This window comes from Tessaracoccus zhenghani (assembly GCF_055326325.1).
Genome location: NZ_JBUZNQ010000002.1, coordinates 508,454 through 532,517, shown reverse-complemented (window position 1 = coordinate 532,517; position 24,064 = coordinate 508,454). Strand labels below are relative to the sequence as shown.

The window sequence follows — 24,064 nt, the reverse complement described above, 5'->3', positions numbered from 1 at the left end:
CAAGGGCCGTGTGGCACAACATCACCGACGCCGCGACGACGAATGGACGTGTCCCATCCTCCGTGCTGGCGGAGGGCGGCGCGAGGAGGCGATGTCACCACTCTGGGATGACATCTGTCATCAACCGACGGACAGCCAGGCCAGATCCACCGGCGACTGCTGCGCCGACAGCCAGCACAGGAGCCGGTGCTCGGCCATCATCGCGCACGACGAGGCGCGCAGGCCCTGCTCCGTCTCCCCCAGCCCTGCGGCGAACAACTTGGCCACCGCCACGTCACGGCCCCTCATCGGAGCACCGGCCGAGCGGACGCGGCCGTAGCCGATGCGCGACATCGCCTCGATCCCCAGTTCCCGGAAGTTGCCGACCGGCCAGGCTCCGCCGGCCAGGTCGATGGGCACCATGCCGTGCATCGTCAGCACGATCACCTCGTCGACGCGGCCCCGCGACAGCACCTGGGTGGCCGCCTCCTGCGCCTCCTGCTCCAGCGGGAGGCCGAGCTGGGTGGCGAGGTGCGCGGCGACGGCGCCCCACGCCGTCGGCTTCTCGAGCACCTGCCCGAGCACGAAGTCGACGCGGTCCACCAAGTCATCCGGGGTCCAGCTCTCCATCATGTGCCGCACGGCGACATAGGCCCAGGCGTCGTCCACCAGACGCTCAGCGGCCAGCTTCTCGCGGAGCTGCGCCGGGTCGAGGTGGGAGCCGATCTCCAGCAACGTCCGGCCGCCGGGGCCCCATACCCCCACCGTCGACAGCCCGGGCGGCGGGTACAGCTCGAACTCGCCGTCGGTGTCCGTCACCCGGACGCTCTCATCGGCGACCACCAGGCCGTCGGGGACGCTCAACTCGACGCCGTGCCCGACGCCGGGATAGCGCTCGAACGGGAACCACGACGGTTCCAGAGGCATGTCCAGGATGTCGCCCTCGAGGGCCTCATAGGTCCATGCCGACGAAAGGATGCTCTTCGGCCGCAGCAGCGGCTCCGCCTCCAGGAGGTATGCGGTGCCCGGCTCGGGGCCGTCGCTGCACAGCCCGCGTCGCTGCGTGAGCAGCCCAGGGCCGTGTTCCGACGGGAGGACGATCTCGCCCGACGCCTCGGCAAGCCAGCAGATGGGGTTCTGCTCCCCCACCACCCGCAACAGGGGGCCGGGGACGGTGACGGTGTCGTCGATCTCCGAGGTGAGGTTGACCTGCAGCCGCAGGCGGGGCCCCGACGACAGCCGCACGGAGCCTGTCACGCCCGACGTGTGCCGCAGCTCGGCGCCCGCGTCGTCGACGGTGTCGTCGAGCAGGGTCCAGCCGTCACCGAATTCGACGCTCAGGTGACGCAGCCGGCCGTCCCCGCTCATCTCGAAACCGTCCGCCCGGGGGCGCGTCTCGAAGTGTTCGCTGGCGACCCCTGTGAGTTCCAGGCTCATGATGTCTCCTCGGCGATCTCCTGCGGGTGCGATTCCGGAAGCACCGCCTGGACGACGGAACCGTCCTTGCGACGACCGCCCACCAGAGGGTGACTCCCCTCCAACGATGGCAGGAGGGGGCCCTGCCCGTCGAGCGGCACCGCCACCGGACTTCCGGGCAGCACCGTCAACGGCCTCCCGCGCACGGCCAGTTCGACCGGTCCGCCCTCCTCCACGTCGAAAGCGATCGAGGTGCGCTCAAGGCGCACGCGCAGGCGCGACCCGTGCACGGTGATGGAGAAGGTCAGCGACGGCCAGTCCTGGGGCAGGCGTGGGTCGAACGTGAGTTGCCCGTCGTGGTCGCGCAAGCCGCCGAAGCCGTGCACGAGCGCCTTCCACACACCGGCGGTCGACGCGATGTGCACGCCGTCGCGGGCGTTGGAGTGCAGGTCCGCGAGATCCACGAACAGCCCGGACGTGAAGTACTCCATGGCCATGTCCTGGTACCCCACCTCCGCCGCGAGGATGGACTGCACCACGCTGGAGAGGGTGGAGTCGCCAGTGGTGATGGGGTCGTAGTACTCGAAGTTCGCCTTCTTCTGCTCCGCCGTGAACTGGTCACCCTGGAGGAACATCGCCAGCACCACGTCGGCCTGCTTCAACACCTGGAACCGGTAGATCACCAGCGGGTGGTAGTTCAGCAGCAGCGGCCGCTTGTTGTCAGGGGTGTTCTCCAGGTCCCACATCTCCGAGTAGAGGAACTTCTCGTCCTGAGGGTTGATCCCGAACGTCTCGTCGAAGGGGATCACCATGCCCTTGGCGCAGGCCTCCCACTCGAGCACCTCCTCGTCGGTCAGGCCCAGGTCCTCCACCACGCGCTGGTACGCCGCCTCGTCCATGTGGCGCATCTCGCGGATGAGGGAGACCGCGTAGTTGAGGTTCGCGCGGGCCATGACGTTGGTGTAGAGGTTGTTGTTGACCACGGCCGTGTACTCGTCCGGCCCCGTGACGCCGTGGATGTGGAACCTGTTCGCGCCCTCGGCGTCGGTGCGCCAGAAGCCGAGATCTGCCCACATGCGCGCGGTCTCCACCAACACGGCGGCACCGTCGCGGTACATGAACCTCTGGTCTCCGGTGATGTCGCGGTACTTCTCGAAGGCGAAGGCCACGTCGGCATCGATGTGGTACTGGGCGGTGCCCGCTGCGTAATACGCCGACGCCTCCTCACCGTTGATGGTGCGCCACGGGAACAACGCACCACGCTGTGACAGCACCGCCGCCCTGTCGCGGGCCTGCGGCAACATGATCACCCTGGAGCGCAGCGCGTTGCGGGCCGCGCGCGGCGAGGTGTACGTGAGGAACGGCAGCAGGTAGATCTCCGTGTCCCAGAAGTAGTGACCCTCGTAGCCCGAGCCCGTCACGCCCTTGGCGGGGATGCCCAACTGGTCCGAGCGGGCCGACGCCTGCGCCAACTGGAAGAGGCACCAGCGCACGGCCTGCTGGATGGCCGGCTGACCCTCGACGACCACGTCGGAGTCGCGCCAGAAGTCGTCAAGCCAGTGCCGCTGCTGGTCGTAGAAGTAGTCGAACCCCTTGTCACGGACGCGGTCGAGCGTGCGGCGACAGCGGTCCGAGAGTTCCGCCACCGGCACCCCGCGGGAGCTGTGGTAGACCACCGCCTTGGAGATCCTGATGGGCTCGCCCTGCTTCGCGTCGAAGCGGTACACCTGCTTGCCCACGTCTTCGGTGGTGGAGATCACCGCCTCGTACAGGTTCCCCGTCTCGAGGCGGTGGTCTGCCGCAACGGCGAGGGTCATGCCTGAGCGCGCCGTCTGGTAGCCGAGCATCATGCGGTCGCCCTTGCTCCAGTTGAGTTCCGGGTTCAGCACCCGCTCCTGGAACTTGCTCGTGCGCCGCGGGTCGAAGCCCTCCGCCTGCTCGGTCGCCCGGTAGTCGGAGTACCCGTCCTGCCGGTTGACGATCTGCGAGCTGACCACGACGGGGGCCTCACCCCCCTCGAGCAGGGTGATCTCGATCTGCATGAGGGCGAGGTGACGGTCGGTGAACGAGACCATGCGGCTGCTCCTGATCTCCACCACCTTGCCCGAAGGGGTGCGCCACACCACCTTGCGGCTGAGGCGGCCGGAGCGCAGGTCGAGGACCCTCTCGTAGTCGTCGAGGTCTGCCACCGTGAGCGTCAGCGGCTCGTCGTCGACGTAGACCTTGAGCAGCTTGGCGTCCGGCACGTTGACGATCGTCTGGCCGGTGTGGGCGAACCCGTAGGCAGCCTCGGCGTGCTCAATGGGCCACGTCTCGTGGAAGCCGTTGATGAACGTGCCGTTGGCATAGCTGACCCGCCCCTCCTCCGGGTTCCCGCGCATGCCGAGGTAGCCGTTGCCGACGGCGAAGAGTGACTCCGTGGTACCCACGTCCTTGGCGCTGGGCTCCACCTCCACCAACCGCCACGGGTCCACCGGGAAGCGCGAGCGGTTCATCGGGTCGCTGGTGATCTCCCGGGTCTTCACGCCGTCAGCTCCCGGAGGTCGTCGACGACGAGGTCGGCGCCGGCGACGAGCAGCGCCTCGTGCCCGACGCCGCGGTCCACCCCGATGACGAGGCCGAAATCCCCGGCCGCACCCGCGGCCACGCCGGAGATCGCGTCCTCCACGACGACGGCGCTGCGGGTGGGCACGCCGAGCATCTGGGCGGCGTGGATGAAGGTGTCCGGAGCCGGCTTGCCGGCGATGTGCGCCCGGGCGGCGACGTTGCCGTCCATCACCACGGGGAAGTAGGAGGCGAGCCCCGCGCCGCGGAGGATGGCCGGCGCATTCTTCGACGACGACACCACCGCGAGCTTGAAACCGCCGGCCGTGAGCTGCTCGACCAGGAGTTTCGAGCCGGGATAGGGGGCCACGCCGTCGCGCTCGATGATGGTGTTGAAGGCCTCGTTCTTGCGGTTGCCGAGCCCGCACACCGTCAACTGGCTCGGGTCGTCCGTCGGCCGGCCTTCCGGCAACACGATGCCGCGGGACAGGAGGAAGTCGCGCACCCCGTCGTAGCGAGGCTTTCCGTCCACGAACGCGAAGTAGTCGTCGTCGGTGTACGGCAACTGGCCGCTGCGGGTGCTGAGGAAGCCGTTGAACATGTCGGCCCAGGCGTGCATGTGCACCTCAGCGGTTGGGGTGATCACTCCATCGAGGTCGAACAGGACTGCTTGGTAGTCGCTCCACTCCATGGGCCCACCCTATGCGGCGCCGGTGGCCGCCGAGCGGATGCGCGGCCGGTCCCGGTGTTTACCGCGCCGGTGCTCAGCGACCGACCCGCTTCCGGCGCTGACAGCGACCGCACCAGTACATGTTGCGACCCTCCATCATGGCGGTGCGGATCTCGGAGCCGCACACCAGGCACGGCTGCCCGGCCCGGCGGTAGACGTAGACCTCCCCGCCGTGCCGGTCCACCCGCGGGTCACGGCCCTGGGCCTCCGGGCCATGCTCGTCGCGCACCGTGTCGATGCGGCCGGCGCCGACGGCGTAGTGCATCAGCTCGACCAGGTCCTCCCAGATGGCGTCCCAGGTGCGGCGGTCGATGTCGCGGCCGGGCACGGCGGGGTCGAGGCGGTGCCGGTAGAGCACCTCCGCGCGGAAGATGTTGCCCACCCCGGCGGCGACTCGCTGGTCCATCAACAGGGCGGCGATCGGCTTGCCGGAGCGCCGCACTCGTTCGAAACCCCGAGACGGATCGGCGTCGGCGCGCAGCGGGTCGGGGCCGCTCGAGGCGACCACGGCGTCGCGCTCCTCCGGGGTGATGATCCGGCACCATTGCGGTCCCCGCAGATCCGCGACGGTGACGCCGTTGTGGACGCGCAGCCGCACCTCGCCGACCGGTGGGGCCAGGGGCTCGAAGCGGATCTTGCCGATCAGCCCCAGGTGGATGTGCACGACGTCGCCCGTGGCGAAGTCGAGGAAGAGGTGTTTGCCGACTGCCTCGCCGTGGTTGAACACGGAGCCGTCGAGCGGTGTCGCGTCGAAACGGCCCTGCGGGGAGGTGACGGAGACCTCGACCCCGCCGAACGTGGCGGTGTATTCCGACGCGAGCCGGTGAATGACGTGACCCTCAGGCATTTCGCCACCTTAGCTCTACGTACACTTCCGGCATGAGCGAAGAGCAGCGGCGGGAGTTCGGACGCGACGGCGTCTCCGGCCTGGTCGATCGGGAGCGGGCCCTGCGGGCGAAGTTGCTCCCCCGCCGGGACCGCAGCACAGAGGACCAGCAGAAGTACCGGCGGCTCAGGGACCGCCCCGCGCAGGAAAGTTGAGCGATCAACGCTGTGACAAGGGTCGCCGCGCCCATGGACCTCTAAGGTTTTTGGACAAACTGCGCATAGACTCTGCACATGTCTCTGACCGACCCGACCAAGGGCGCACTGCGTAAGCCCCGGCGGGCCAACGTGCGCATCGACTCAGCGCTCGTTCTCCCGCGCCTCATCGAAGCCCAGCGACGGATGCGTCAGCAACGCGTCGCCCGGCGTCAACTCCGCAGGCTCAGCGGCTCTCGTATTCCAAAATGAGGTCGATGCGGCGCTGATGCCGGTCCTCCCCCGGGAACTGGGTGGTGACGAAGGTCTTGACGATGTCGTAGGACTCGTCCAGGGACTGCATCCGGCCACCCAGTGAGATGACGTTGGCGTCATTGTGCTCGCGCGCCAGCCTGGCCAACTCCACGTTGTAGGCCAGCGCCGCGCGCACGCCCTTCACCTTGTTGGCCGCGATCTGCTCACCGTTGCCGGAGCCGCCCAGCACGACGCCCAGGGAACCTTCTTCCGCGACGACTGCCTCTGCGCAGGGGATGACGAAGGGAGGGTAGTCGTCCAGCGCGTCGTACTCGTGCGCGCCGTGGTCGACGACCTCGAAGCCGTCCTCCTGAAGCCGCTCGACGAGGTAGTTCTTCAGCTCGAAGGCCGCATGGTCAGTGGCAATGTGGATTCGCATGGGTCAACTATCCCAGCCCTGCGGGGCCGCTGCTCAACAGGGTGACGAATCCGGCCTCGTCCAGGATGGGCAGCCCAAGCTCCTCCGCCTTGGCGGCCTTCGTCCCCGCGTTGGCCCCCACCACGACGTAGTCGGTGTTCTTGCTGACCGAGCCCGCGGCCTTGCCGCCGCGGCTGATGATGGCCTCCTTCGCGCCGTCCCGGGTGAAGCCCTCCAGCGAGCCGGTCACCACCACTGTGACGCCCTCCAGTGTGCGGGGCTGCGACTCGTCCACCTCGTCAGCCATCCGGACCCCGGCGGCCGCCCACGTGTCGACGATGGCGACGTGCCAGTCCACGTCGAACCAGTTCTTCACCGACTCCGCGATCACCCCGCCCACGCCCTCCGTCGAGGCGAGCTCCTCCAGCGAGGCGGCGCGGATGGCGTCGAGCGACGCGAACCTGGCGGCCAGCGAGCGGGCGGCCGTGGGGCCGACGTGCCTGATGGACAAGGCCACCAGGACGCGCCAGAGGGGCTGGGTCTTGACGGCCTCGAGGTTGGCGAGGAGCTTCTCCCCCACCGTCGACAACACGCGGCCGTTGCGGTTGGGCGCGTCGGCGTCTGCGGGCTTGGCCAGCCTCGTGTAGAAATCCGTGGCGAGCAGGTCTTCGGCCGTCAGGTCGAAGAGGCCCCCCTCGTCCGTCAGCAGGCCGGCGCTGAGCAGCGCGTTGGCGCCCTTCTCGCCGAGCGCCTCGATGTCGAACGCACCACGGGACGCCAGGCTGAACAGGCGTTCGCGGAGCTGGCTGGGGCAGGTGCGGGAGTTGGGGCACCGGATGTCCTTGTCGCCCTCCTTCTCCGGCCGCAATGCGGTGCCGCAGGAAGGGCAGTGGGTGGGCATGACGAACGGTCGCTCCGAGCCGTCGCGCAGCGCTACGACGGGCGCGACGATCTCCGGGATGACGTCGCCGGCCTTCCGGAGGACGACGGTGTCGCCGATGAGCACGCCCTTGCGCTCGACCTCGAACGGGTTGTGGAGGGTGGCCATCTCCACCGTCGAGCCACTGACGAAGACGGGCTCCATGATCCCGTACGGGGTGACGCGCCCCGTGCGGCCCACGTTCACCCGGATGTCGAGGAGCTTGGTGTTGACCTCCTCCGGTGGGTACTTGTAGGCGATGGCCCAGCGGGGCGCCCTCGACGTGGCCCCCAGCCTGTCCTGCTCCGAGAGCTTGTCCACCTTCACCACGACGCCGTCGATCTCGTGGGTCAGGCCGTGGCGGTGTTCGCCGTAGTGGGCGACATACTCCGCCACGTCCGCCCGCGATTCCAGCACCTTGTAGGCCGGCGACACCGGGAGACCCCACTCCTTCAACTGCGCATAGGCATCTGACTGGGACTCGAAGGCGGCCCCCTCCACGGCGCCGATGCCGTGCACGATCATCTGCAGCGGGCGCGACGCGCTCACCGCGGGGTTCTTCTGGCGCAGCGAACCCGCCGCGGCGTTGCGCGGGTTGGCGAAGGGCGCCTTGCCGTCCTGGACCAGCGACTCGTTGAGCCGCTCGAAGCCGGCGACGGGGAAGAAGACCTCGCCGCGTACCTCCAGCACGGCCGGGGCCGCGCCCTCCAGCCGCCGCGGGATGCCCTTGATAGTTTCCACGTTGGGTGTGACATCTTCGCCCACGCGCCCGTCGCCGCGCGTGGCCGCGACACTCAGGCGGCCGTCGAGGTAGAGCAGGTTGACGGCGAGCCCGTCGATCTTCAGCTCGCACAGGTAGCGGTCTGCCGGGGTGCGGGTCAGCCAGGCAGTGAGTTCCTCGTCCGAGAACACGTTGTCGAGGCTGAGCAGGCGACGGCGGTGCTCCACGGGCTTGAAGTCCGTGATCCGCGCGGTGCCCACGCCTTGGGTGACGGAATCAGGCGTGACCAGCGACGGGTGGGTGTCCTCGAGCGCCTGGAGCTCACGCATCGCCTCGTCGTACTCCGCATCCGACATGGTGGGCGAATCAGCCCCGTAGTAGGCCTCCTGCGCCTCCGTCAGGCGCGCGTTGAGGTCAGTCCACTGGCGGCGCAACTGCGGGGATTCCACTGCGGCCCGGCTCTCTTCACTCATAGGTTTTATCGTTGCATACGCTGGTGACACCACCCAGATCTACGGTGGCGGAATCATTTGCTCCCAGGAGCGCCCTAAATCCCACCGCCCAGGGCAGTTCAGTAGAACAATGCAGGAAACCCTGATGAGGGCGGACGACATCGACACAGGAGAATAAACACCCCATGGCTACGGCGAACATCACGCGCGACGAGGCCGTCGCACGGTCCCAGATCATGACCACCGAGGCCTACCGTGTTCTCGTCGACCTCACCGGTCGTGAGGTCGAACAGCCCGCCCGGCAGTTCGTCTCGACCACGCACCTCACCTTCTCCTCCGCGGGCGGCTCGACCTACCTCGACCTCATCGCCGACGACGTGCGTGAGGCCACCCTCGACGGTGAGGCGTTCGACACCTCGTCCTTCGACGGCTACCGCCTCCCCCTCCCCGAGCTGGCGGAGGGCAGGCACGAGGTGCAGGTCGTGGCCACGTGCCGCTACTCCAACACCGGCGAGGGCCTGCACCGTTTCGTGGACCCGGCCGACGACGCGGTGTACCTCTACACCCAGTTCGAGACGGCCGACGCACGCCGCATGTTCGCCAACGCCGAGCAGCCGGACCAGAAGGCCACCTTCCAGCTGACCGTGCTGGCCCCGAGTGAATGGGTGGTGTTCACCAACTCCGCCCGCGTGGAGCCGCACGACATCGGCGACGGTTTCGGCCGCTTCGAGCACGAGCCCACGCCGCCGGTCTCCACCTACATCACCGCGCTGGTCTGCGGCGAGTTCCACGTGGTGGAGGGCACCATCACCACTGACGGCAAGGAGATCCCGGCGTCGGTGGCATGCCGCCGGTCGCTGGCCCAGTACCTGGACGCGGACCGCATCCTCACCACCACGCAGCGCGGTTTCGAGGTCTTCGAGGACTCCTTCGGCGTGCCCTACCCCTTCTCCACCTACGACCAGATCTTCGTGCCGGAGTTCAACGCCGGGGCCATGGAGAACGCCGGCTGCGTCACCTTCCGCGACGAGTACCTGTTCCGCTCGCGGGTGACGTCGCGGGAACTGGACGCCCGCGACAACACGATCCTCCACGAACTGGCCCACATGTGGTTCGGCGACCTCGTCACCATGCGCTGGTGGAACGACCTGTGGCTCAACGAATCCTTCGCCGAATGGGCCTCGCACTACGCCAACGACGAGATCTCGAAGCGCTACGACACCGGCACCAACTCCTGGGCGTCGTTCAGTAACGAGCGCAAGGCCTGGGCCTACCTGCAGGACCAGCTCTCCACCACCCACCCCATCGCCGCCGACATGAGCGACCTCGAGAAGGTCGAGCAGAACTTCGATGGCATCACCTATGCCAAGGGCGCCTCCGTCCTGAAGCTGCTGGTGTCCATCGTCGGCCGCGAGGCGTTCCTGGCCGGCGTGCACGAGTACTTCCAGAAGCACGCGTGGGGCAACACCGAGCTCTCGGACCTCCTCGTCGAGCTGGAAGCGGCCTCCGGCCGCGACCTGTCGTGGTTCTCCGCGCAGTGGCTGGAGACGGCAGGCGTCAACACGCTGGCCCCCAGCTTCGACCTGGACGACGAGGGCCGCTTCACGCGCTTCGACGTGGTGCAGACCGCCCACCCGGGCTGGCCGACGCTGCGGACGCACCGCCTGGGCATCGGCATCTACAGCATGGGCGAGGACGGCCTGCTCACCCGCAGCCACTACGTCGAGACCGACGTCGACGGCGAGCGCACCGCCATCGAGGACCTGGTGGGGGTGCACCGCGGCGACGTCGTGCTCCTCAACGACGGCGACCTCACCTACGCCAAGGTCCGCTTCGACGACGACTCGGCCGCCGCGCTCGTGGAGCACATCGGCGCGCTGACAGATCCCCTGGCCCGCGCCGTCTCGCTCACCGCCTTCTGGGAGATGACGCGCGACGCGGAGTTCCCGGCACAGCAGTACAAGCGCCTGGTGCAGGCCGCGCTCCCCTCGGAGAACGACATGGCAGGCGCCTCGACGCTGCTCGCGCAGGCCAGCAACGCCGCCCTCGCGTTCACGGCGCCGGAACTACGTGACGACCTCAACACCCGCTGGGTGGCGGGGCTGGCGCAGCTCCTCAAGGAGACCGAGCCGGGCTCCGACAAGCAGGTGCTGATCGCCAAGGCGCTCATCGGGAATGTGCGCTCCGAGGAGGGCATCGAACTGATCCGCGGGTGGCTCAACGGTGAAGAGGTACCCGAGGGCCTGGCCATCGACACCGGCATGCGGTGGGCGATCACGGCGGCCCTGGCCAAGCTGGGCGCTATCGGCCACGATGAGATCTCCGCCGAACTGGACCGCGACAACACCTCCGCCGGCGCCGAACAGGCCGCCGGCGCGGGGGCCGCGCTCCCGGACGTGGACTCCAAGTCGCAGGCGTGGGCGCTGGCCACGGACGACCCGGACGTGCCCAACGAGACCCACCGGTCCATCTGCATGGGCTTCTGGCGCTACGGCCAGGACGAGGTGCTGGAGCCCTACCCGGCCGCCTACCTCGATCTGCTCGGCCGCATCTCGCGCCGCGAGGGCACGTGGGCCGACAGGGGCTACGCCACCGTCGGCACCGCGCTGCGTTGGCTGTTCCCGACGCCGCTGGTGACGGAGTCGCTGGTGGCCACCATCCAGGCGTGGCTCGACGACAACGAGCCCAGCGAACAGGTCCGCCGCTCCGTCACTGAACGCCTCGACGAGGCACGCCGCTCGCTGAGGGCCCAGGAGCGCAGCCGCCTCGACGCGTCCTGAACAACGACGAAAGGGCCGCCGGGCAACAATGCCCGGCGGCCCTTTCGTCGTTCAGGTGCGGTCAGTTCGGACGGGTGTTCTCCAGTTCGGTGCTGCTGGCCTTCAGCTCGCGCTCGCGGCGTTCGCGCGCCAGCTTGGGGCCGAAATAGAGCAGAGCCACGATGACGCCGAACCCCAGCGGGCCTAGCACCATCAGGAACATCAGGAGCATGTCAGAGACGGGCTCCGGCTGGGGCCAGCCCGGAAGGACCTCGAGTGGGAGCAGGTTCATGGCAGGCACTCTATACGGAACTGGCGTGTGAGAGGAGTCAGTCCGTACGGTAGATTGAGCCGACCACGGGAGGAAACCATGGAGCCACGCGCCGTAGTAGATGGCGACGAGATGCAGTGGGCGTTGAACCGCATGACGCACGAGATCCTCGAAAAGAACCACGGCAGTGATGACGTGATCCTGTTGGGCATCATCACCCGGGGCGCCCCTCTGGCGGAGCGGATCGCCGCCATCGCCGAGGCGCAGGGGCACGCCATCCCTGTCGGCCAACTCGACATCACGATGTACCGCGACGACCTGCGCCGCAACCCCACCCGCATGCCCAGCCCCACCGTCCTGCCGGAGGAGATCGACGGCAAGGTCGTGGTGCTGGTGGACGACGTGCTGTTCTCCGGACGCACCATCCAGGCCGCGCTGCTCGCACTGGCAGACCTGGGCCGGCCACGCTCCATCCAACTGGTGGCGCTCATCGACCGCGGTGGACGCGACCTGCCCATCCAGGCGGACATCGTCGGCAAACTCATCCCGACGGCCCGCGACGAACGGGTCCGCGTGAACCTCACCGAGACCGACGGCCAGGACCTCATCACCATCGAACGGAGCGGCCAGTGAAGCATCTCCTCGGCATCGCCGATCTCAGCGAAGAGGAGATCTGGACCATCCTCGACACAGCCGAGGAAATGCACGACATCCAGTCGCGCCCCATCAAGAAGCTGCCCGCCCTGCGCGGCCGCACCATCGTCAACCTGTTCTTCGAGGACTCGACGCGCACCCGCTCATCCTTCGAGTTGGCGGCCAAATGGCTGTCGGCAGATTCCATCAACGTCGCGGCCAAGGGGTCGTCGGTGTCCAAGGGCGAGTCCATGAAGGACACGCTGCAGACCCTCGACGCCATGAGCGTCGACGCCATCGTGATGCGGCACGCCGGCTCCGGCTCGGTGGCGCAGGCGGCCGGCTGGGTCCGCGCGTCGATGATCAACGCCGGCGACGGCATGCACGAACACCCCACCCAGGCGCTCCTTGACGCCCACGCGATCCGTCGGCACCTGCGCGCCAACAACCTGGGCGACCTGTCGGGCAAGCGCATCGCCATCACCGGCGACCTGCTGCACTCCCGCGTGGTGCGCTCCAACGTGCTTCTGTGGGAGAAGGTGGGCGCCAGCATCGTGCTGGTGGCTCCCCCGACGCTGATGCCGCCCGGCGTGGAGACGTGGGGCGTGGAGACCACCGCCACCTTCGACGAGGTGCTGCCGGAAGTGGACGTCGCCATGATGCTGCGCGTCCAGCGCGAGCGCATGCAGGGTGGGTTCTTCCCGTCCGAGCGCGAGTACATCGACGCCTACGGCCTCACCCCCCGCCGCCTCAGGATGCTGAAGGACGGCGCCTGCATCGCGCACCCCGGCCCGATGAACCGGGGCCTCGAAATCTCGTCAGCCGCCGCCGACGCCGCGCGCTCGATCATCCTCGACCAGGTCTCGGCCGGTGTCGCGGTGCGGATGAGCGTGCTCTACCACCTGCTTGCCGGAGAGGAAAAGTAGTAGATGACCGCCACCACGCTCCGAGGGGTGCAACTGCCGGACGGCACCCGCACCGACCTCCACCTCGCCAACGGCGTCATCGCCGAAGCAGCACCGGCCGACGCTCAGGTCATCGACTGCGACGGCCTCATCGCGCTGCCGGGCCTCGTCGATCCCCACACCCATCTGCGTGAGCCTGGCCGCGAAGACGCCGAAACGGTGCTGAGCGGCACCGAGGCCGCCGCCCGCGGCGGCTTCACCGCGGTGTGCGCGATGGCCAACACCCAGCCCGTCACCGACACCGCGGAGAAGGCCGAGCACGTTCTCGACCTCGGCCTCAGCGCCGGTCTGGTGGACGTCGTCGTCATCGGCGCCATCTCCAAGGGCCTCAAGGGCGAGGAACTCGCCGAACTGGGCCTGATGAACCGTTCCCGCGCGCGGGTGACGATGTTCTCCGACGACGGCATGTGCCTGATGAACCCCCAGCTCATGCGCCGCGCGCTGGAGTGGGTGCGCCCCTTCAACGGCGTGGTCGCCCAGCACTCGCAGGATTCGTTCCTGGCCGGCCCCGGCGCCTGCTGCCACGAGGGCGAGTTGTCCGGGCGCCTCGGCCTGGGCGGCTGGCCGCCCGTAGCGGAGTCGACGATCATCGCCCGCGACGCCATGCTGGCTGAGGCCACCGGTTCCCGGCTGCACGTGTGCCACATCACCACCGCCGAGGGCGTCGAAGTGGTGCGGTGGGCCAAGCAGCGCGGCGTGCAGATCACGGCTGAGGTCACGCCCCACCACCTGCTGCTGGGCACCGAGGAACTCACCGGCTACGACACCGTCTACAAGGTGAACCCGCCGTTGCGCACCCCCGAGCACATCGAAGCCCTGCGCGCCGCGCTGGAGGACGGCACCATCGACGTGGTGGGCACGGACCATGCGCCCCATGCGCCGCAGGACAAGGACCATGCCTTCGTCGACGCCAGGCCCGGCATGCTGGGTCTGGAGCAGGCGCTGTCCGTCGTCATCGAGACCATGGTCAAGCCAGGGCGTCTCACCTGGGCCCAGATGGCCGAGCGGATGAGCCACGCTCCCGCCCGGCTGGCGTCCCTGGCGGATCAGGGGCGCCCGCTCCGGGTCGGCGAGCCCGCCAACATCGTGCTGGTCAACCCTGATCGGACCGCGACGGTGGACAGGGCTCAGTCGAGGTCGCTGAGCCGCAACAACCCGTACCACGGACGCACCCTGCCGGACCCCGTGGAGGCCACCTTCCTGAGGGGTCGCCAGACTTTCGCGCGCACCGATTCCTGAGGGGTCCCCGCGCTGGGGGGCCTGATCCGGCCGGGGCGTTCTCAAACGCTCGTTGAGAACGCGTGATCGTCAGAATTCTTTGCTACTGAACGCTCCGCCTTGCGACACTCACCGGACCTGCACTGTCGCACGGAAGGCCCCCCAGCGTGAATAACCGCTTGTCAAGAAGATTTCTTGCCATCCTCGCCGTGATCGCCCTCGCGATCACCGGCTTCGTAGCACCCGGCACGGCGAAGGCCGTCGACCCGCCCGCCCACCAGGGCAACAAGATCACGTTCCCCGGCAACGATGGCCAGGAACATGCCGTCTCCTGGGACGGCCATTCGTTCCAGATCGACGGAGAGCGCCTCGTCATCTGGTCCGGCGAACTCCACCATTGGCGGGTACCGCACGAGGACGGATGGCGCGACGTCTTCCAGAAGCTGCGCGCGGCAGGCTTCAACGCCGTCTCGCTCTACTTCTTCTGGGGCCTGCACCAGTCGGAAGAGGGTGGCGCGTTCGACTTCAGCGGCCCGCGTGACCTCGACAGGCTACTGACGCTGGCGGCTGAAGAGGGCCTCTACGTCATCGCCCGCCCCGGGCCGTACGTCAACGCAGAGATCTCGATGGGCGGCCTGCCCGCGTACATGGTCAACAAGTCGGCCTGGTCGCTGCGTTCCACCGATCCCTCGGTGCTCGAGCCCTCGAAGGAGTGGCTGAGCGCGTTCAACGACATCGCACGCAACCACCAGGTCACCGACGGCGGCGGCTCGCTGCTGCTCTACCAGGTCGAGAACGAGTTGATCTCCGACGACGCCAACCGGCGCGCGTTCCTGAAGGCCCTGACCGACCATGTCTCCGCGGACGGCATCGACGTGCCGCTGTTCCACAACGACTACGGCCTGGGGGGCAGGTTCCGCGACGTCGCGAACGTCGGCACCGACTTCTACGCCTACGACTCCTACCCGTTGGGCTTCTCCTGCGACGGGAACCGCGGTTCCATCAATGATCAGGAGGCGCAGTTCAGGAACTTCGCCCCCAACTCCCCGCACTTCATCACGGAGGCGCAGGGCGGCGCATTCTCCCCGTGGGGCGCACCGTGGACCGAGAACGACAAGTGCATGGACTACGTCGATCCCGAGTTCACCCGGCAGTGGGGTGTCAACAACATCGGCCAGGGCGTGACCGCGTTCAACTACTACATGATCATCGGCGGCACGAACTGGGGCTACACCGGCGCACCCGGCTCCGGTTTCACCAGCTACGACTACGGCGCGGCCCTCAACGAGGACCGCACGATCACCGGCAAGCTGGCCGTGCAGAAGGAGCTGGGCTACTACCAGCGCGCCCTGCCGGAGCTGGGCTCAATGGCGCCCGCCGCGCGGCCCACGGCCACGACCGTCGAAGGCTCCCCCGTCAACGTCTACCAGCGCATCGCCACCGACGCCTCAGACCAGGCCAACTCGGTCACCGGCAACGGCCCGCGCTTCATCGGCGCCCGACTCGGCAACTCCAACACCACCACCGACACCACCTTCACGTTCCCGCTGAGCCTCGGCGAGGAAACCGGCCCGGTGACGGACCAGTTCACAGACGACGACCGCTCGCCCCGCATCACCTACTCCACAGGCTGGAGCCAAGTGGCGGACGCGTCGGCCTACAAGGGCACGCTGACCCGCTCGTCGACGATGGGCGCGACGGCGACGATCACGTTCACGGGCACGGGGCTCGACGTCGTCGTCCCGACCGGCCCCAGCTACGGCAAGGCCACGCTCACGGTTGACGAAGGCACCCCCGTCCAGATGGACGCGTCCTACAACACCGAGCAGAACGCGCCGGTGCAGCAGGTGCGCGGCTCCGTGACCGGCCTGTCCGACGGGACCCACACCGCGGTCATCCGCGTCAGCGGCCAGCCCGGCGCCAACGCCACCGGCACCGCCTTCGCGATCGACGCCCTCCACGTGGCCGGCTCCGGCACCCCAGCCACCAGCACCGTGTACAACGACTCGGACACCAACTTCTTCACCTACACCCCTGCCCCCGTGAACTACTCGCCCGCGGGCGGCGCGGAGTCCGCGCGATGGACCCACGCCTCCGGCTTCAACTGGACCGCAGGTGACCTCCAGGGCGACGAGACCTACACGCGCACGAAGGGCGACTCGGTCGAGTTCACCTTCACCGGCACCGGCTTCGACGTCATCGCGGCCCACTCGGAGAACCACGGCCCGGCCGATGTCTTCATCGACGGCGTGCCCGCCGGCCAGACCAGCGAGGAAGTGGTCACCACCGGGGCGGTCCCGCAGCAGGTCATCTTCTCCAAGAAGGGCCTCACTGACGGCGAACACACGGTCAAGCTGGTTCACACCGGCGAGTTCTTCCCCGGCGCGACCGACACCCGCGGCGCCTACTTCTCGCTCGACGCGGTGCGCGTGTACACCGGTGGCACCACCACCGAGCCCACGCCGGCGCCGACCGGCGAGATCGCCTGGGCACGCATCCCGCAGCAGGCGGGCACGACCCTGCGGATCCACGGCCGTGACGCGCTGATGGTGACCGCAGACCTCAAGCTCGGCGGGGTCCACGACCTGTACTACACGACCTCGCAGCTGTTCGACCAGCCGCTGGCCACCAGCACGGGCCTCGTTCAGACCCTCGTGGGCCACGCCGGCGACGCGGGCGAGACCGTGCTCAAGGTCCCGGCCGGGTACACCGTCGTGGCACCCGCGGCCGTCACGCAGAACTACGACGCCGCCAAGCAGCAGCTGAGGCTGAACTACACCCACGGCGCATCGCCGGTGGACATCACGGTCACCCGCGCCGACGGCGAAAAGCTCGTGCTGCGCGTCATGGACCGTGCGACGGCGGCCACCACGTGGCACGTCGAGGGCGTCCGGGGCTCCGGCAACGACTCTGTGTTCGTGCGTGGCGCGTACCTCGTGCGCACGGTGAAGTTCGACGGCACCACCGCGCACCTGACGGGCTCGATGGCCGCGGGCGGCACGCTGCACGTCACCCTCCCTGAGGGCATCACCTCCTACACCTGGAACGGCCAGGCGCTGACCAGCGGCGCGGCTCCCGGTCCGGTCGCGCAGACCGCGCCGACACTGAACTGGGTGAAGAAGGCCGAGCCCCTGCCGGTCGCCGTCGACTACGACGACTCCGACTGGACCGTCGCCAACGCCCGTACCCCGCTCAACTCACAGCAGGGCCCCGGCACCAATGGTGTGGTGCTCGACTCGAACCGCTACGGCTTCCACAACGGTTCCGTCTGGTACCGCGCCGAGTACACGGCAGCCGACACTGCACCGACGAGCCTGTCGTTCCGCGGTAACGCCGGCACGTTCGGCGCGCAGCGCAAGGCGCCGGGCTTCTTCCAGGTCTGGGTCAACGGCCAGTACGCCGGTGCCCGCACCCTCAACGGCTCCACCCAGAGCGTCCAGGTGCCTGCCGGGTCCATCGTCGGAGGCCAGGACGTCGTCGTCACGGTGCTGGCCAACAACCTGGGTCTGAACCTCGACTGGTCGGATGACGGCCTGTCGCGACAGAACCGGGGTCTCTTCGAGGCCAACCTCGGTTCGAAGGTCGGCACCGAGACCTGGAAGTTGCAGGGCTCCGCGGACGCGTTCGGCCATTCCGACGCCATGCGTGGCATGTACAACACCGGCGGCAAGATCGGTGAAATCGAGGGCTGGCACCTACCAGGCGTCGACACCACTGGCTGGACCGCCGCGTCCACGATGAAGGCCACCGAGGCCGGCACCACCTGGTACCGGACCAAGGCCACCCTCAACGTGCCCGAGGGCCAGGACACCGCTTGGCGCCTGGTCATCGACGCCGACAACTTCGGCGGTACCGCCGCCACGCGCACCAACGGCAGCCAGGTCGACCTGTACGTCAACGGCTGGAACGCCGGCGTGTTCATCGGCGACGTCGGCCCGCAGTCCCAGTTCACCATCCCTGCGGGATGGCTGAACCCGCGCGGCGAGAACGAGATCGCCGTGTCCGTGGTCGCGAAGTCTGCGGGCCAGGGCCCCACCACCATCCGTCTGGTCCCGGTGCACTCCACCACCGGCGCCCCGGCGGACTGGCAGCCCTATACCGCCGCCAACCAGGCGCAGTACCTGAGCGGCATCCTCACCGCGCCGTCGATGACGGTCACCTCGGCCCCTGCCGAACTGACCTGGGGCGCCAGCAGCACCGTCAGCTTCACCATGATCAACGTGCCTGCGGGCAGCACGTTCACCGTCGACGCCCCCGCGGGCTGGACGGTGACGCCTGCGACGCAGACCACCACCGGTGACACCGCGTCGGTGACGGTGAAGGCCCCGCTGGCCGGCACTTCGGGCACCATCCGCGCGGTGGCCAGGCTCGAGGACGGTCGCACCACCAGCGTCTCCACCGCGATCCGCTTGATCGACCCGTCGGTCCTGGACATCGCCGGCGTCGTGGCCTGGAACTCCGCCGAGCCGAACGAAGGCGGCGGCAGCGGCTACGTCACGGCGTTGGCAGACGGCAACCCGAACACGTACTGGCACACCCGCTGGAACGGCGGCACCACGCCCTTCCCGCACTACGTGGTGCTCGACCTGGGCGAGGTCAAGGACATCGCCTCGTTGACCTACCTTCCGCGCCAGAGCAGCGCCAACGGCCTCATCGGTGACTACCAGGTCCACGTGGCCGCCGCGGGCGACTTCGGCGTCCGCACCGACGAGCAGCTCAAGCAGTTGGCGTACCCCGAGCCGGCCGGTGTCCAGTACACCAAGGTGGCCGAGGGCACGTTCAGCGGCGGCCTGGGCCTGAAGACGGTCGAGATCCCCGACGGCCCCGTGGAGGCGCGCTACGTGAAGTTCGTCGCCGTTCGGCCCCAGACCACCGCGCACAACTGGACGACCGTGGCGGAACTGACCGTCTCGGGGGATGCTCCGGTGGCGGTGGCCCCCACCGTCGCCGCCATCCCGGCGCAGGCGGGCACCGTCGGCACGACGGTGTCGATCCAGCCGACGGCCACCGGCACCGCCCCGTTCACCTGGGCCTCCGCCGGCCTGCCGTCGGGCGTCACCATCAGTGCGGCCACCGGTCTCATCTCCGGCACCCCCACCGTCGACGGCACGTTCCCCGTCACGGTGACGGTCACGGACGCGACAGGCCTCAGCGGCACCGCCAGCTTCACGCTGACGGTGGCGAAGAAGGCCACGGCCTCGCCGAGCCCGTCGGTCTCGCCTTCGCCGAGCGTTTCCCCGAGCCCCTCGAAGTCGCCTTCGGTGAAGCCCTCGGTGTCGCCTTCGGTGAAGCCCTCGGCCAAGCCGTCGGCGACCCCGACCAAACCGTCGGACACGTTCGTCCGGACCGCGCCCTACACCGAACCCGGCAAGCACGACTTCAACGGCCGTCAGTGGATGACCATCTGCGAACCGTATTCGCAGACCGAGCGCTGCCGCACCGAGATCTGGGCCACCGTGGTCAAGATGGAGAACGGGCAGTTCGTCCGCAAGTCGGGGTGGGCGTTCAACAACCTGACCTACCTGCCGTACATGACGCGTCAGGCCTGGAAGGGCAACCCCCTCGGTGACCTGGGCTCCACCACGAACGGCGTGTTCACTTCGGCCGGTCGGCAGTGGAAGACCGAATGCGACACCGCCGCCACCGGTCGGGGCGCGTGCCGCTCCTACACCTGGACGACGGTGTACGCCGCCACCGCGAAGCCCGAGGGCGGCTACACCTTCAGCCAGGAGAACCAGTGGGTGTTCAACAACATCGTGATGTTCGGAGGACCCGAGAAGCGTTGATCCGTTCCCGAGCCGGGCGCGCAGTGCCCGGTCGAAGGGGCGGTGAGGTGACTCTCCGCTGAAGTGGGCCCCCGGGCTTCCAAGCAACCTGCTTGGAAGCCCGGGGGTTCTTCGCGTGTGCGCTGGTGCACACCGTGGGCGAAGGCAGCCAACGCGCCAGCTGGGTTGGACCCGCCGTCGTCCGGCAACGAAGCTGCGATTCCTGCTGGGTCGGCGCTGTCGACGGCGCCACACTCAGCAGTGAAACGGGGCTGGCTGTTCAATGCTGGGTTTGATGCCAAGGACGGCATCAAACCCAGCACTCGTGTGACATCTGAAGTCCGCCCAGGCGCGTGGCCTCGTGCTCAGCCGCGGCGTAACTGCCCTGCCCAGCGCCGGCATCCCGCACCCAGGACCCGGCGCCCACCCGCCGTACACAACGACGCGGGGCCGGGCGCAATGCCCGACCCCGCGTCGAATGATCCGGTGGTGGATCAGCCCTTCACGGAACCAGCCGCCAAGCCGGCCTTCCAGAAGCGCTGGAGGAAGAGGAACAGCGCGATCAGCGGGATGACGCCCAGGAGCGACCCGAGCATGACGGCGCCCCGGTTGGGGTCGAAGTAGCTCATCATTCCGTAGAGGCCCAGGGTGACGGGTTTCAGCTCCGCGGAGCTGATCATCATCAACGGCAGGAGGAAGTTGTTCCAGGTGGCGACGAAGATGAACAGGAAGACCGTCACCATCGCGGGTGAGAGGAGACGCAACACCATCGTGAAGAAGATGCGCGCCTCACCGGCGCCGTCGATGCGGGCGGCTTCGAGCAACTCCGTGGGCACCGACGTGGCGGCGTACACGTTGCCGAGGAACACGCCGAACGGCGACACCATGCACGGGATGAGGATCGACCAGATGGTGTTGGTGATTCCCATCTGCGTGAACAACAGGTACATCGGAACCGTCAGCAGAGCCACGGGCATGAGCAGGCCGGTCATGACGGCGCCCAGCATGATGCCTCGGCCGGGGAACGTGAACTTGGCCAGAGCGTAGCCGCAGGCCACCGAGAGGAGCGTCCCGACGGCTGCGGACACGGTGGAGTAGAACACCGAGTTCGCTACCCAGCGGGGAAACAGGTCCTGCGTCCACGACATCAGGGCGCTCCAGTTGGCCCCCCAGCTGACGTCGTTGCCGAACCAGAAGCCGAAGGTGCCCAGAAGGTCACCCTTGGTCTTGGACGACGCGAAGATCACCCAGACAATGGGCAGGAGGAAATACAACCCGATGAGGGCGAGGACCACCGTCGTGAGGTTGCGAGCCGTCTTGCTCGGCGCGATGGCACGCGGGGGCAGACCGTCGATCGACGGGCGGTACACCAACCCGTCCGGAGTGGTTTTCGTCTTGGGGTTCGTGACCCTGGTGAACATCACTTCTGAAGCCTCCGCTGCGCGAGGAAGTAGACGATGGCGAGTGAGCCGGCGATCAGGGCCATCAGGATGGAGATGGCGGACGCCATTCCAGCGCCGCTCGGGGTGATCTGACCCATCATCGTGTTGTAGGCCATCATCATCGGCGTGTAGCTGTTGGGCATCCAGGTGGCCAACGTCTGCACGACTGCGGGCTCGTTGAACAACTGCACCGTGCCGATGATCGACAGCAGCACTGCCAGCAGCGCTGCGCTGCCCACCATGGGGATCTTGATCTGCGTGGTGATCTTCCAACCCGAGGCGCCATCGATGCGGGCAGCTTCGTACAGGTCTCCGGGGATCGCCTGCAGAGCGGCCAGGAAGATCAGCATGTTGTAGCCCGTGTAGGTCCACGTGGTCATGTTGGCCATGGACCACAGCACCACTGGGGGCGACAGGAAGAAGGGGGATCCCTGAACACTGCCGAAGGCATCCGCGAAGGGCGACACCTCGGGGATGTAGAGGTATCCCCACACGATGGCGGCGATCAAGCCCGGGATGGCGTAGGGCAGGAAGTAGGACAGGCGCCAGAGGCCCGGGCGGCGAACCAGGTACGAGTCGAGGAGCAGCGCCAGGAGGAGCGCGACTCCGATCATGACGGGAATCTGCACCAGGCCGAACAGCATGACGCGTCCGACACCTTCCCAGAATGCAGGGTTCGACGCCGCGACCCGGAAGTTCTCCAGACCGACGAACTGCTCCGTCATCGTGCCACCACCGTAAAGGCCCCCGCTCGCCTTCATGGTGAACAGGGCCGAGCGGGCAGACGAGACGATGGGAGCGATGAAGACGAGGCAGAACGCCAGGAAGAACGGCAGTGCGAACGCCCAACCGCTGATCGCTTGATGCCTAGCCTGTCGGCTCCACCTTCTGCGTTTCGGCTCAGCTGTAGTGCTGGGCGAGGACATATTCTCTCCTATTAATCTTGTGCGGACGGAAACCGGGCCTGGGTGCGGAGGCTCCGCTCCCAGGCCCGGGTCCACTGGATCATCGACGATCAGCTGGCAACCGAAAGACCAGCATCCTGCAGGGCAGCGATGGATGCCGCCTGCGCAGCCACGAACACATCAGCGACCTTGCCGGAACCGTTGGCGGCGGCAGCAGCTGCCTCAGCCATCTTCGGACCCACGGCGGAGAAGCCCGGGATGTAGCCGAACTCGGTGCTCATGCGCTCGTTGGCCTTCACCAGTTCAGCCATGACGTCCTGGCCACCGAACTGGCGGCTCATCTTCTCGGGCGTCGCGGCGACGGCGGTGGCGGCGGGAACGAGGCCCTGCTGCGCGAGGTCATCGACCTGGGTGTTGAACCAGGCGTTGAACTCCATGGCCTCAGCCGGGTTGGCGCAGCCCTTCATGACCGCCACGCCAGAGCCGCCGTTCGGGCCGGTCAGCTCGGAACCGTTGATGGCGGGCATCTGAGCGACGCGCCACTGGCCCTCGAAGGCAGTCCCGTCCAGGGCATCGAGTGCGAAACCCGTCTCCCAGGCGGCGGCGATGTTGCCGATGAGGCTGCCGTCGACCAGGGCTGCGCCGTAGGCGTCGCCCCAACGGTCGTGCGTGAGGACGGCCTTGTTGTCCAGCAGTTCCTGCCACATGGCAGCGACGGCCTGGGATTCCGCGGTGTCGGTCTTCACGACCCACTGATCGTTCTCAGCCCCGTACCAGACGGCGCCGGCGCCGGCGGCCTGGCCGGACAGCCAGTACTGCGCCTCGTCAGGGGTGAAGTCAGCGATGTACTTGCCTGCGGCAGCAGCCTTCTTGGCGGCCTCGACGAACGACGCGGAGTCGGTCGGGACCTCGATGCCGAGCTTCTCGAACTCAGCCTCGTTGTACAGGTAGACGAGCGGGCCCGAATCCTGCGGCAGGCCCACCATGGTGCCTCCGACCGACATCTGGCCGAACGCGCCGCCGAAGTCACCCTCGTACTTCTCGGCCTCTTCAGTGACGTCCTCGACCAGGCCCTTGACGAACATCTCGGGAACTTCGGCGTAACCGAGTTGCGCGAGGCAGGGAGCGTTGTTCGCGTTGACGTCCGTCTCGAGCTTGGTGATCATCTCTTGGGCCTTGCCATCGAACTTGGTGGCGGTGACCTGGATGTTCGGGTTCTCGTCGTTCCAACGCTGAACGATCTCGCTGACCGGGGTCATGCCCTCGCCGTCGGGGAGACGGTGGAGGTACTGGATCTCCACGGGCTCACCGGCAGGCTCTTCAGCGGGCGTGCTTTCCTCGGCAGGGGCGGTGCTGGCAGCGGGGCTTTCCTCAGCGGCGGGTTCGGTGGTGCCGGTGCCACAGGCACTCAGGCCCAGGGCTGCGACGGCCAGCACTGCGCCAGCCTTCATGTAACGCTTGAAAGTCATTAATCCTCCGGATCTACTTCGACAGGAGCTGTTCCTAGGGACAGACCGTACACTCGCTCACTCGGCGCCCCGCCATTGGACGCGGTAACGCTCACAGCGAACGACTGATTGATCGGTTAAGGTGAGCGATCCGTGATCAACCCGTGACCAAGTCCTCGTGAGTGAGCGTGGGCAGTCGCAGGG

General features: G+C 68.0%; 17 protein-coding genes. 7 read left to right on the top strand and 10 right to left on the bottom strand.

Annotated features, from left to right (window positions below; translation table 11 throughout):
- Positions 1-120: 120 nt before the first annotated feature.
- From ACZK4S_RS06310 to ACZK4S_RS06295, 4 genes are all read right to left on the bottom strand, one after another.
- Positions 121-1,416, bottom strand: coding sequence for a hypothetical protein (locus ACZK4S_RS06310; RefSeq protein ID WP_463643740.1), 1,296 nt, complete (start codon positions 1,414-1,416; stop codon positions 121-123).
- Positions 1,413-3,890: a glycoside hydrolase family 65 protein gene (locus ACZK4S_RS06305; protein ID WP_463643838.1), complete on the bottom strand. Its 2,478-nt coding sequence runs from the start codon at positions 3,888-3,890 to the stop codon at positions 1,413-1,415. The genes ACZK4S_RS06310 and ACZK4S_RS06305 overlap by 4 nt, the downstream gene beginning before the upstream one ends.
- A 26-nt stretch (positions 3,891-3,916) precedes the next feature.
- On the bottom strand, positions 3,917-4,630 hold the full coding sequence (locus ACZK4S_RS06300) for an HAD family hydrolase (RefSeq protein ID WP_463643739.1): 714 nt from the start codon (positions 4,628-4,630) through the stop codon (positions 3,917-3,919).
- A gap of 73 nt (positions 4,631-4,703) precedes the next feature.
- Complete coding sequence (locus ACZK4S_RS06295) at positions 4,704-5,516, bottom strand: Fpg/Nei family DNA glycosylase (protein WP_463643738.1); 813 nt, start codon at positions 5,514-5,516, stop codon at positions 4,704-4,706.
- A gap of 32 nt (positions 5,517-5,548) precedes the next feature.
- Here ACZK4S_RS06295 and ACZK4S_RS06290 point away from each other — a divergent pair, with 32 nt between their 5' ends.
- Complete coding sequence (locus ACZK4S_RS06290; protein ID WP_158069051.1) at positions 5,549-5,710, top strand: hypothetical protein; 162 nt, start codon at positions 5,549-5,551, stop codon at positions 5,708-5,710.
- Positions 5,711-5,788: 78 nt separating this feature from the next.
- Positions 5,789-5,962, top strand: coding sequence for a hypothetical protein (locus ACZK4S_RS06285; protein WP_158069050.1), 174 nt, complete (start codon positions 5,789-5,791; stop codon positions 5,960-5,962).
- On the opposite strand, the gene ACZK4S_RS06280 is transcribed toward ACZK4S_RS06285, so the two are convergent.
- Positions 5,937-6,383, bottom strand: a complete 447-nt coding sequence (locus ACZK4S_RS06280; RefSeq protein WP_463643737.1) for a ribose-5-phosphate isomerase — start codon at positions 6,381-6,383, stop codon at positions 5,937-5,939. The genes ACZK4S_RS06285 and ACZK4S_RS06280 overlap by 26 nt on opposite strands.
- Before the next feature lie 7 nt (positions 6,384-6,390).
- On the bottom strand, positions 6,391-8,475 hold the full coding sequence (gene ligA, locus ACZK4S_RS06275; RefSeq protein ID WP_463643736.1) for an NAD-dependent DNA ligase LigA: 2,085 nt from the start codon (positions 8,473-8,475) through the stop codon (positions 6,391-6,393).
- 164 nt (positions 8,476-8,639) lie between these two features.
- On the opposite strand from ligA, the gene pepN reads away from it, so the two are divergent.
- Positions 8,640-11,234, top strand: coding sequence for an aminopeptidase N (pepN, locus tag ACZK4S_RS06270; protein WP_463643734.1), 2,595 nt, complete (start codon positions 8,640-8,642; stop codon positions 11,232-11,234).
- Positions 11,235-11,295: 61 nt separating this feature from the next.
- On the opposite strand, the gene ACZK4S_RS06265 is transcribed toward pepN, so the two are convergent.
- Positions 11,296-11,505, bottom strand: a complete 210-nt coding sequence (locus ACZK4S_RS06265) for a hypothetical protein (RefSeq protein ID WP_076060554.1) — start codon at positions 11,503-11,505, stop codon at positions 11,296-11,298.
- Positions 11,506-11,583: 78 nt separating this feature from the next.
- On the opposite strand from ACZK4S_RS06265, the gene pyrR reads away from it, so the two are divergent.
- The 4 genes from pyrR (at position 11,584) to ACZK4S_RS06245 (ending at position 20,086) form a co-directional block, all read left to right on the top strand.
- Positions 11,584-12,117 carry a bifunctional pyr operon transcriptional regulator/uracil phosphoribosyltransferase PyrR gene (gene pyrR / locus ACZK4S_RS06260; protein ID WP_076060552.1) on the top strand — a complete coding sequence of 178 codons (534 nt, stop codon included), beginning with the start codon at positions 11,584-11,586 and terminating at the stop codon, positions 12,115-12,117.
- On the top strand, positions 12,114-13,043 hold the full coding sequence (locus ACZK4S_RS06255) for an aspartate carbamoyltransferase catalytic subunit (RefSeq protein WP_463643733.1): 930 nt from the start codon (positions 12,114-12,116) through the stop codon (positions 13,041-13,043). Before pyrR ends, ACZK4S_RS06255 begins: the two co-directional genes overlap by 4 nt.
- 3 nt (positions 13,044-13,046) lie before the next feature.
- A complete protein-coding gene (locus ACZK4S_RS06250; protein ID WP_463643732.1) occupies positions 13,047-14,321 on the top strand; it encodes a dihydroorotase in 1,275 nt (424 codons plus the stop codon).
- Between the two features lie 146 nt (positions 14,322-14,467).
- On the top strand, positions 14,468-20,086 hold the full coding sequence (locus ACZK4S_RS06245; protein ID WP_463643731.1) for a beta-galactosidase: 5,619 nt from the start codon (positions 14,468-14,470) through the stop codon (positions 20,084-20,086).
- A gap of 473 nt (positions 20,087-20,559) precedes the next feature.
- Here ACZK4S_RS06245 and ACZK4S_RS06240 read toward each other — a convergent pair whose 3' ends face one another.
- The 3 genes from ACZK4S_RS06240 to ACZK4S_RS06230 form a co-directional block, all read right to left on the bottom strand.
- Complete coding sequence (locus ACZK4S_RS06240; RefSeq protein WP_076060543.1) at positions 20,560-21,486, bottom strand: carbohydrate ABC transporter permease; 927 nt, start codon at positions 21,484-21,486, stop codon at positions 20,560-20,562.
- Positions 21,486-22,433: a carbohydrate ABC transporter permease gene (locus ACZK4S_RS06235; RefSeq protein ID WP_076060541.1), complete on the bottom strand. Its 948-nt coding sequence runs from the start codon at positions 22,431-22,433 to the stop codon at positions 21,486-21,488. The genes ACZK4S_RS06240 and ACZK4S_RS06235 overlap by 1 nt, the downstream gene beginning before the upstream one ends.
- Positions 22,434-22,522: 89 nt before the next feature.
- Complete coding sequence (locus ACZK4S_RS06230; protein ID WP_463643837.1) at positions 22,523-23,863, bottom strand: ABC transporter substrate-binding protein; 1,341 nt, start codon at positions 23,861-23,863, stop codon at positions 22,523-22,525.
- Between the last annotated feature and the right edge of the window lie 201 nt (positions 23,864-24,064).

What these genes read in the sequence shown, in the direction of transcription:
- ACZK4S_RS06265 (WP_076060554.1), bottom strand. Translation starts at nt 11,505, where the DNA reads ATGAACCTGCTCCCACTCGAGGTCCTTCCGGGCTGGCCCCAGCCGGAG.
- ACZK4S_RS06295 (WP_463643738.1), bottom strand. Translation starts at nt 5,516, where the DNA reads ATGCCTGAGGGTCACGTCATTCACCGGCTCGCGTCGGAATACACCGCC.
- ACZK4S_RS06300 (WP_463643739.1), bottom strand. Translation starts at nt 4,630, where the DNA reads ATGGAGTGGAGCGACTACCAAGCAGTCCTGTTCGACCTCGATGGAGTG.
- ACZK4S_RS06230 (WP_463643837.1), bottom strand. Translation starts at nt 23,863, where the DNA reads ATGAAGGCTGGCGCAGTGCTGGCCGTCGCAGCCCTGGGCCTGAGTGCC.
- ACZK4S_RS06285 (WP_158069050.1), top strand. Translation starts at nt 5,789, where the DNA reads ATGTCTCTGACCGACCCGACCAAGGGCGCACTGCGTAAGCCCCGGCGG.
- ligA (WP_463643736.1), bottom strand. Translation starts at nt 8,475, where the DNA reads ATGAGTGAAGAGAGCCGGGCCGCAGTGGAATCCCCGCAGTTGCGCCGC.
- ACZK4S_RS06310 (WP_463643740.1), bottom strand. Translation starts at nt 1,416, where the DNA reads ATGAGCCTGGAACTCACAGGGGTCGCCAGCGAACACTTCGAGACGCGC.
- ACZK4S_RS06240 (WP_076060543.1), bottom strand. Translation starts at nt 21,486, where the DNA reads ATGTTCACCAGGGTCACGAACCCCAAGACGAAAACCACTCCGGACGGG.
- ACZK4S_RS06235 (WP_076060541.1), bottom strand. Translation starts at nt 22,433, where the DNA reads ATGTCCTCGCCCAGCACTACAGCTGAGCCGAAACGCAGAAGGTGGAGC.
- ACZK4S_RS06280 (WP_463643737.1), bottom strand. Translation starts at nt 6,383, where the DNA reads ATGCGAATCCACATTGCCACTGACCATGCGGCCTTCGAGCTGAAGAAC.
- ACZK4S_RS06305 (WP_463643838.1), bottom strand. Translation starts at nt 3,890, where the DNA reads ATGAACCGCTCGCGCTTCCCGGTGGACCCGTGGCGGTTGGTGGAGGTG.
- pyrR (WP_076060552.1), top strand. Translation starts at nt 11,584, where the DNA reads ATGGAGCCACGCGCCGTAGTAGATGGCGACGAGATGCAGTGGGCGTTG.
- ACZK4S_RS06250 (WP_463643732.1), top strand. Translation starts at nt 13,047, where the DNA reads ATGACCGCCACCACGCTCCGAGGGGTGCAACTGCCGGACGGCACCCGC.
- pepN (WP_463643734.1), top strand. Translation starts at nt 8,640, where the DNA reads ATGGCTACGGCGAACATCACGCGCGACGAGGCCGTCGCACGGTCCCAG.
- ACZK4S_RS06290 (WP_158069051.1), top strand. Translation starts at nt 5,549, where the DNA reads ATGAGCGAAGAGCAGCGGCGGGAGTTCGGACGCGACGGCGTCTCCGGC.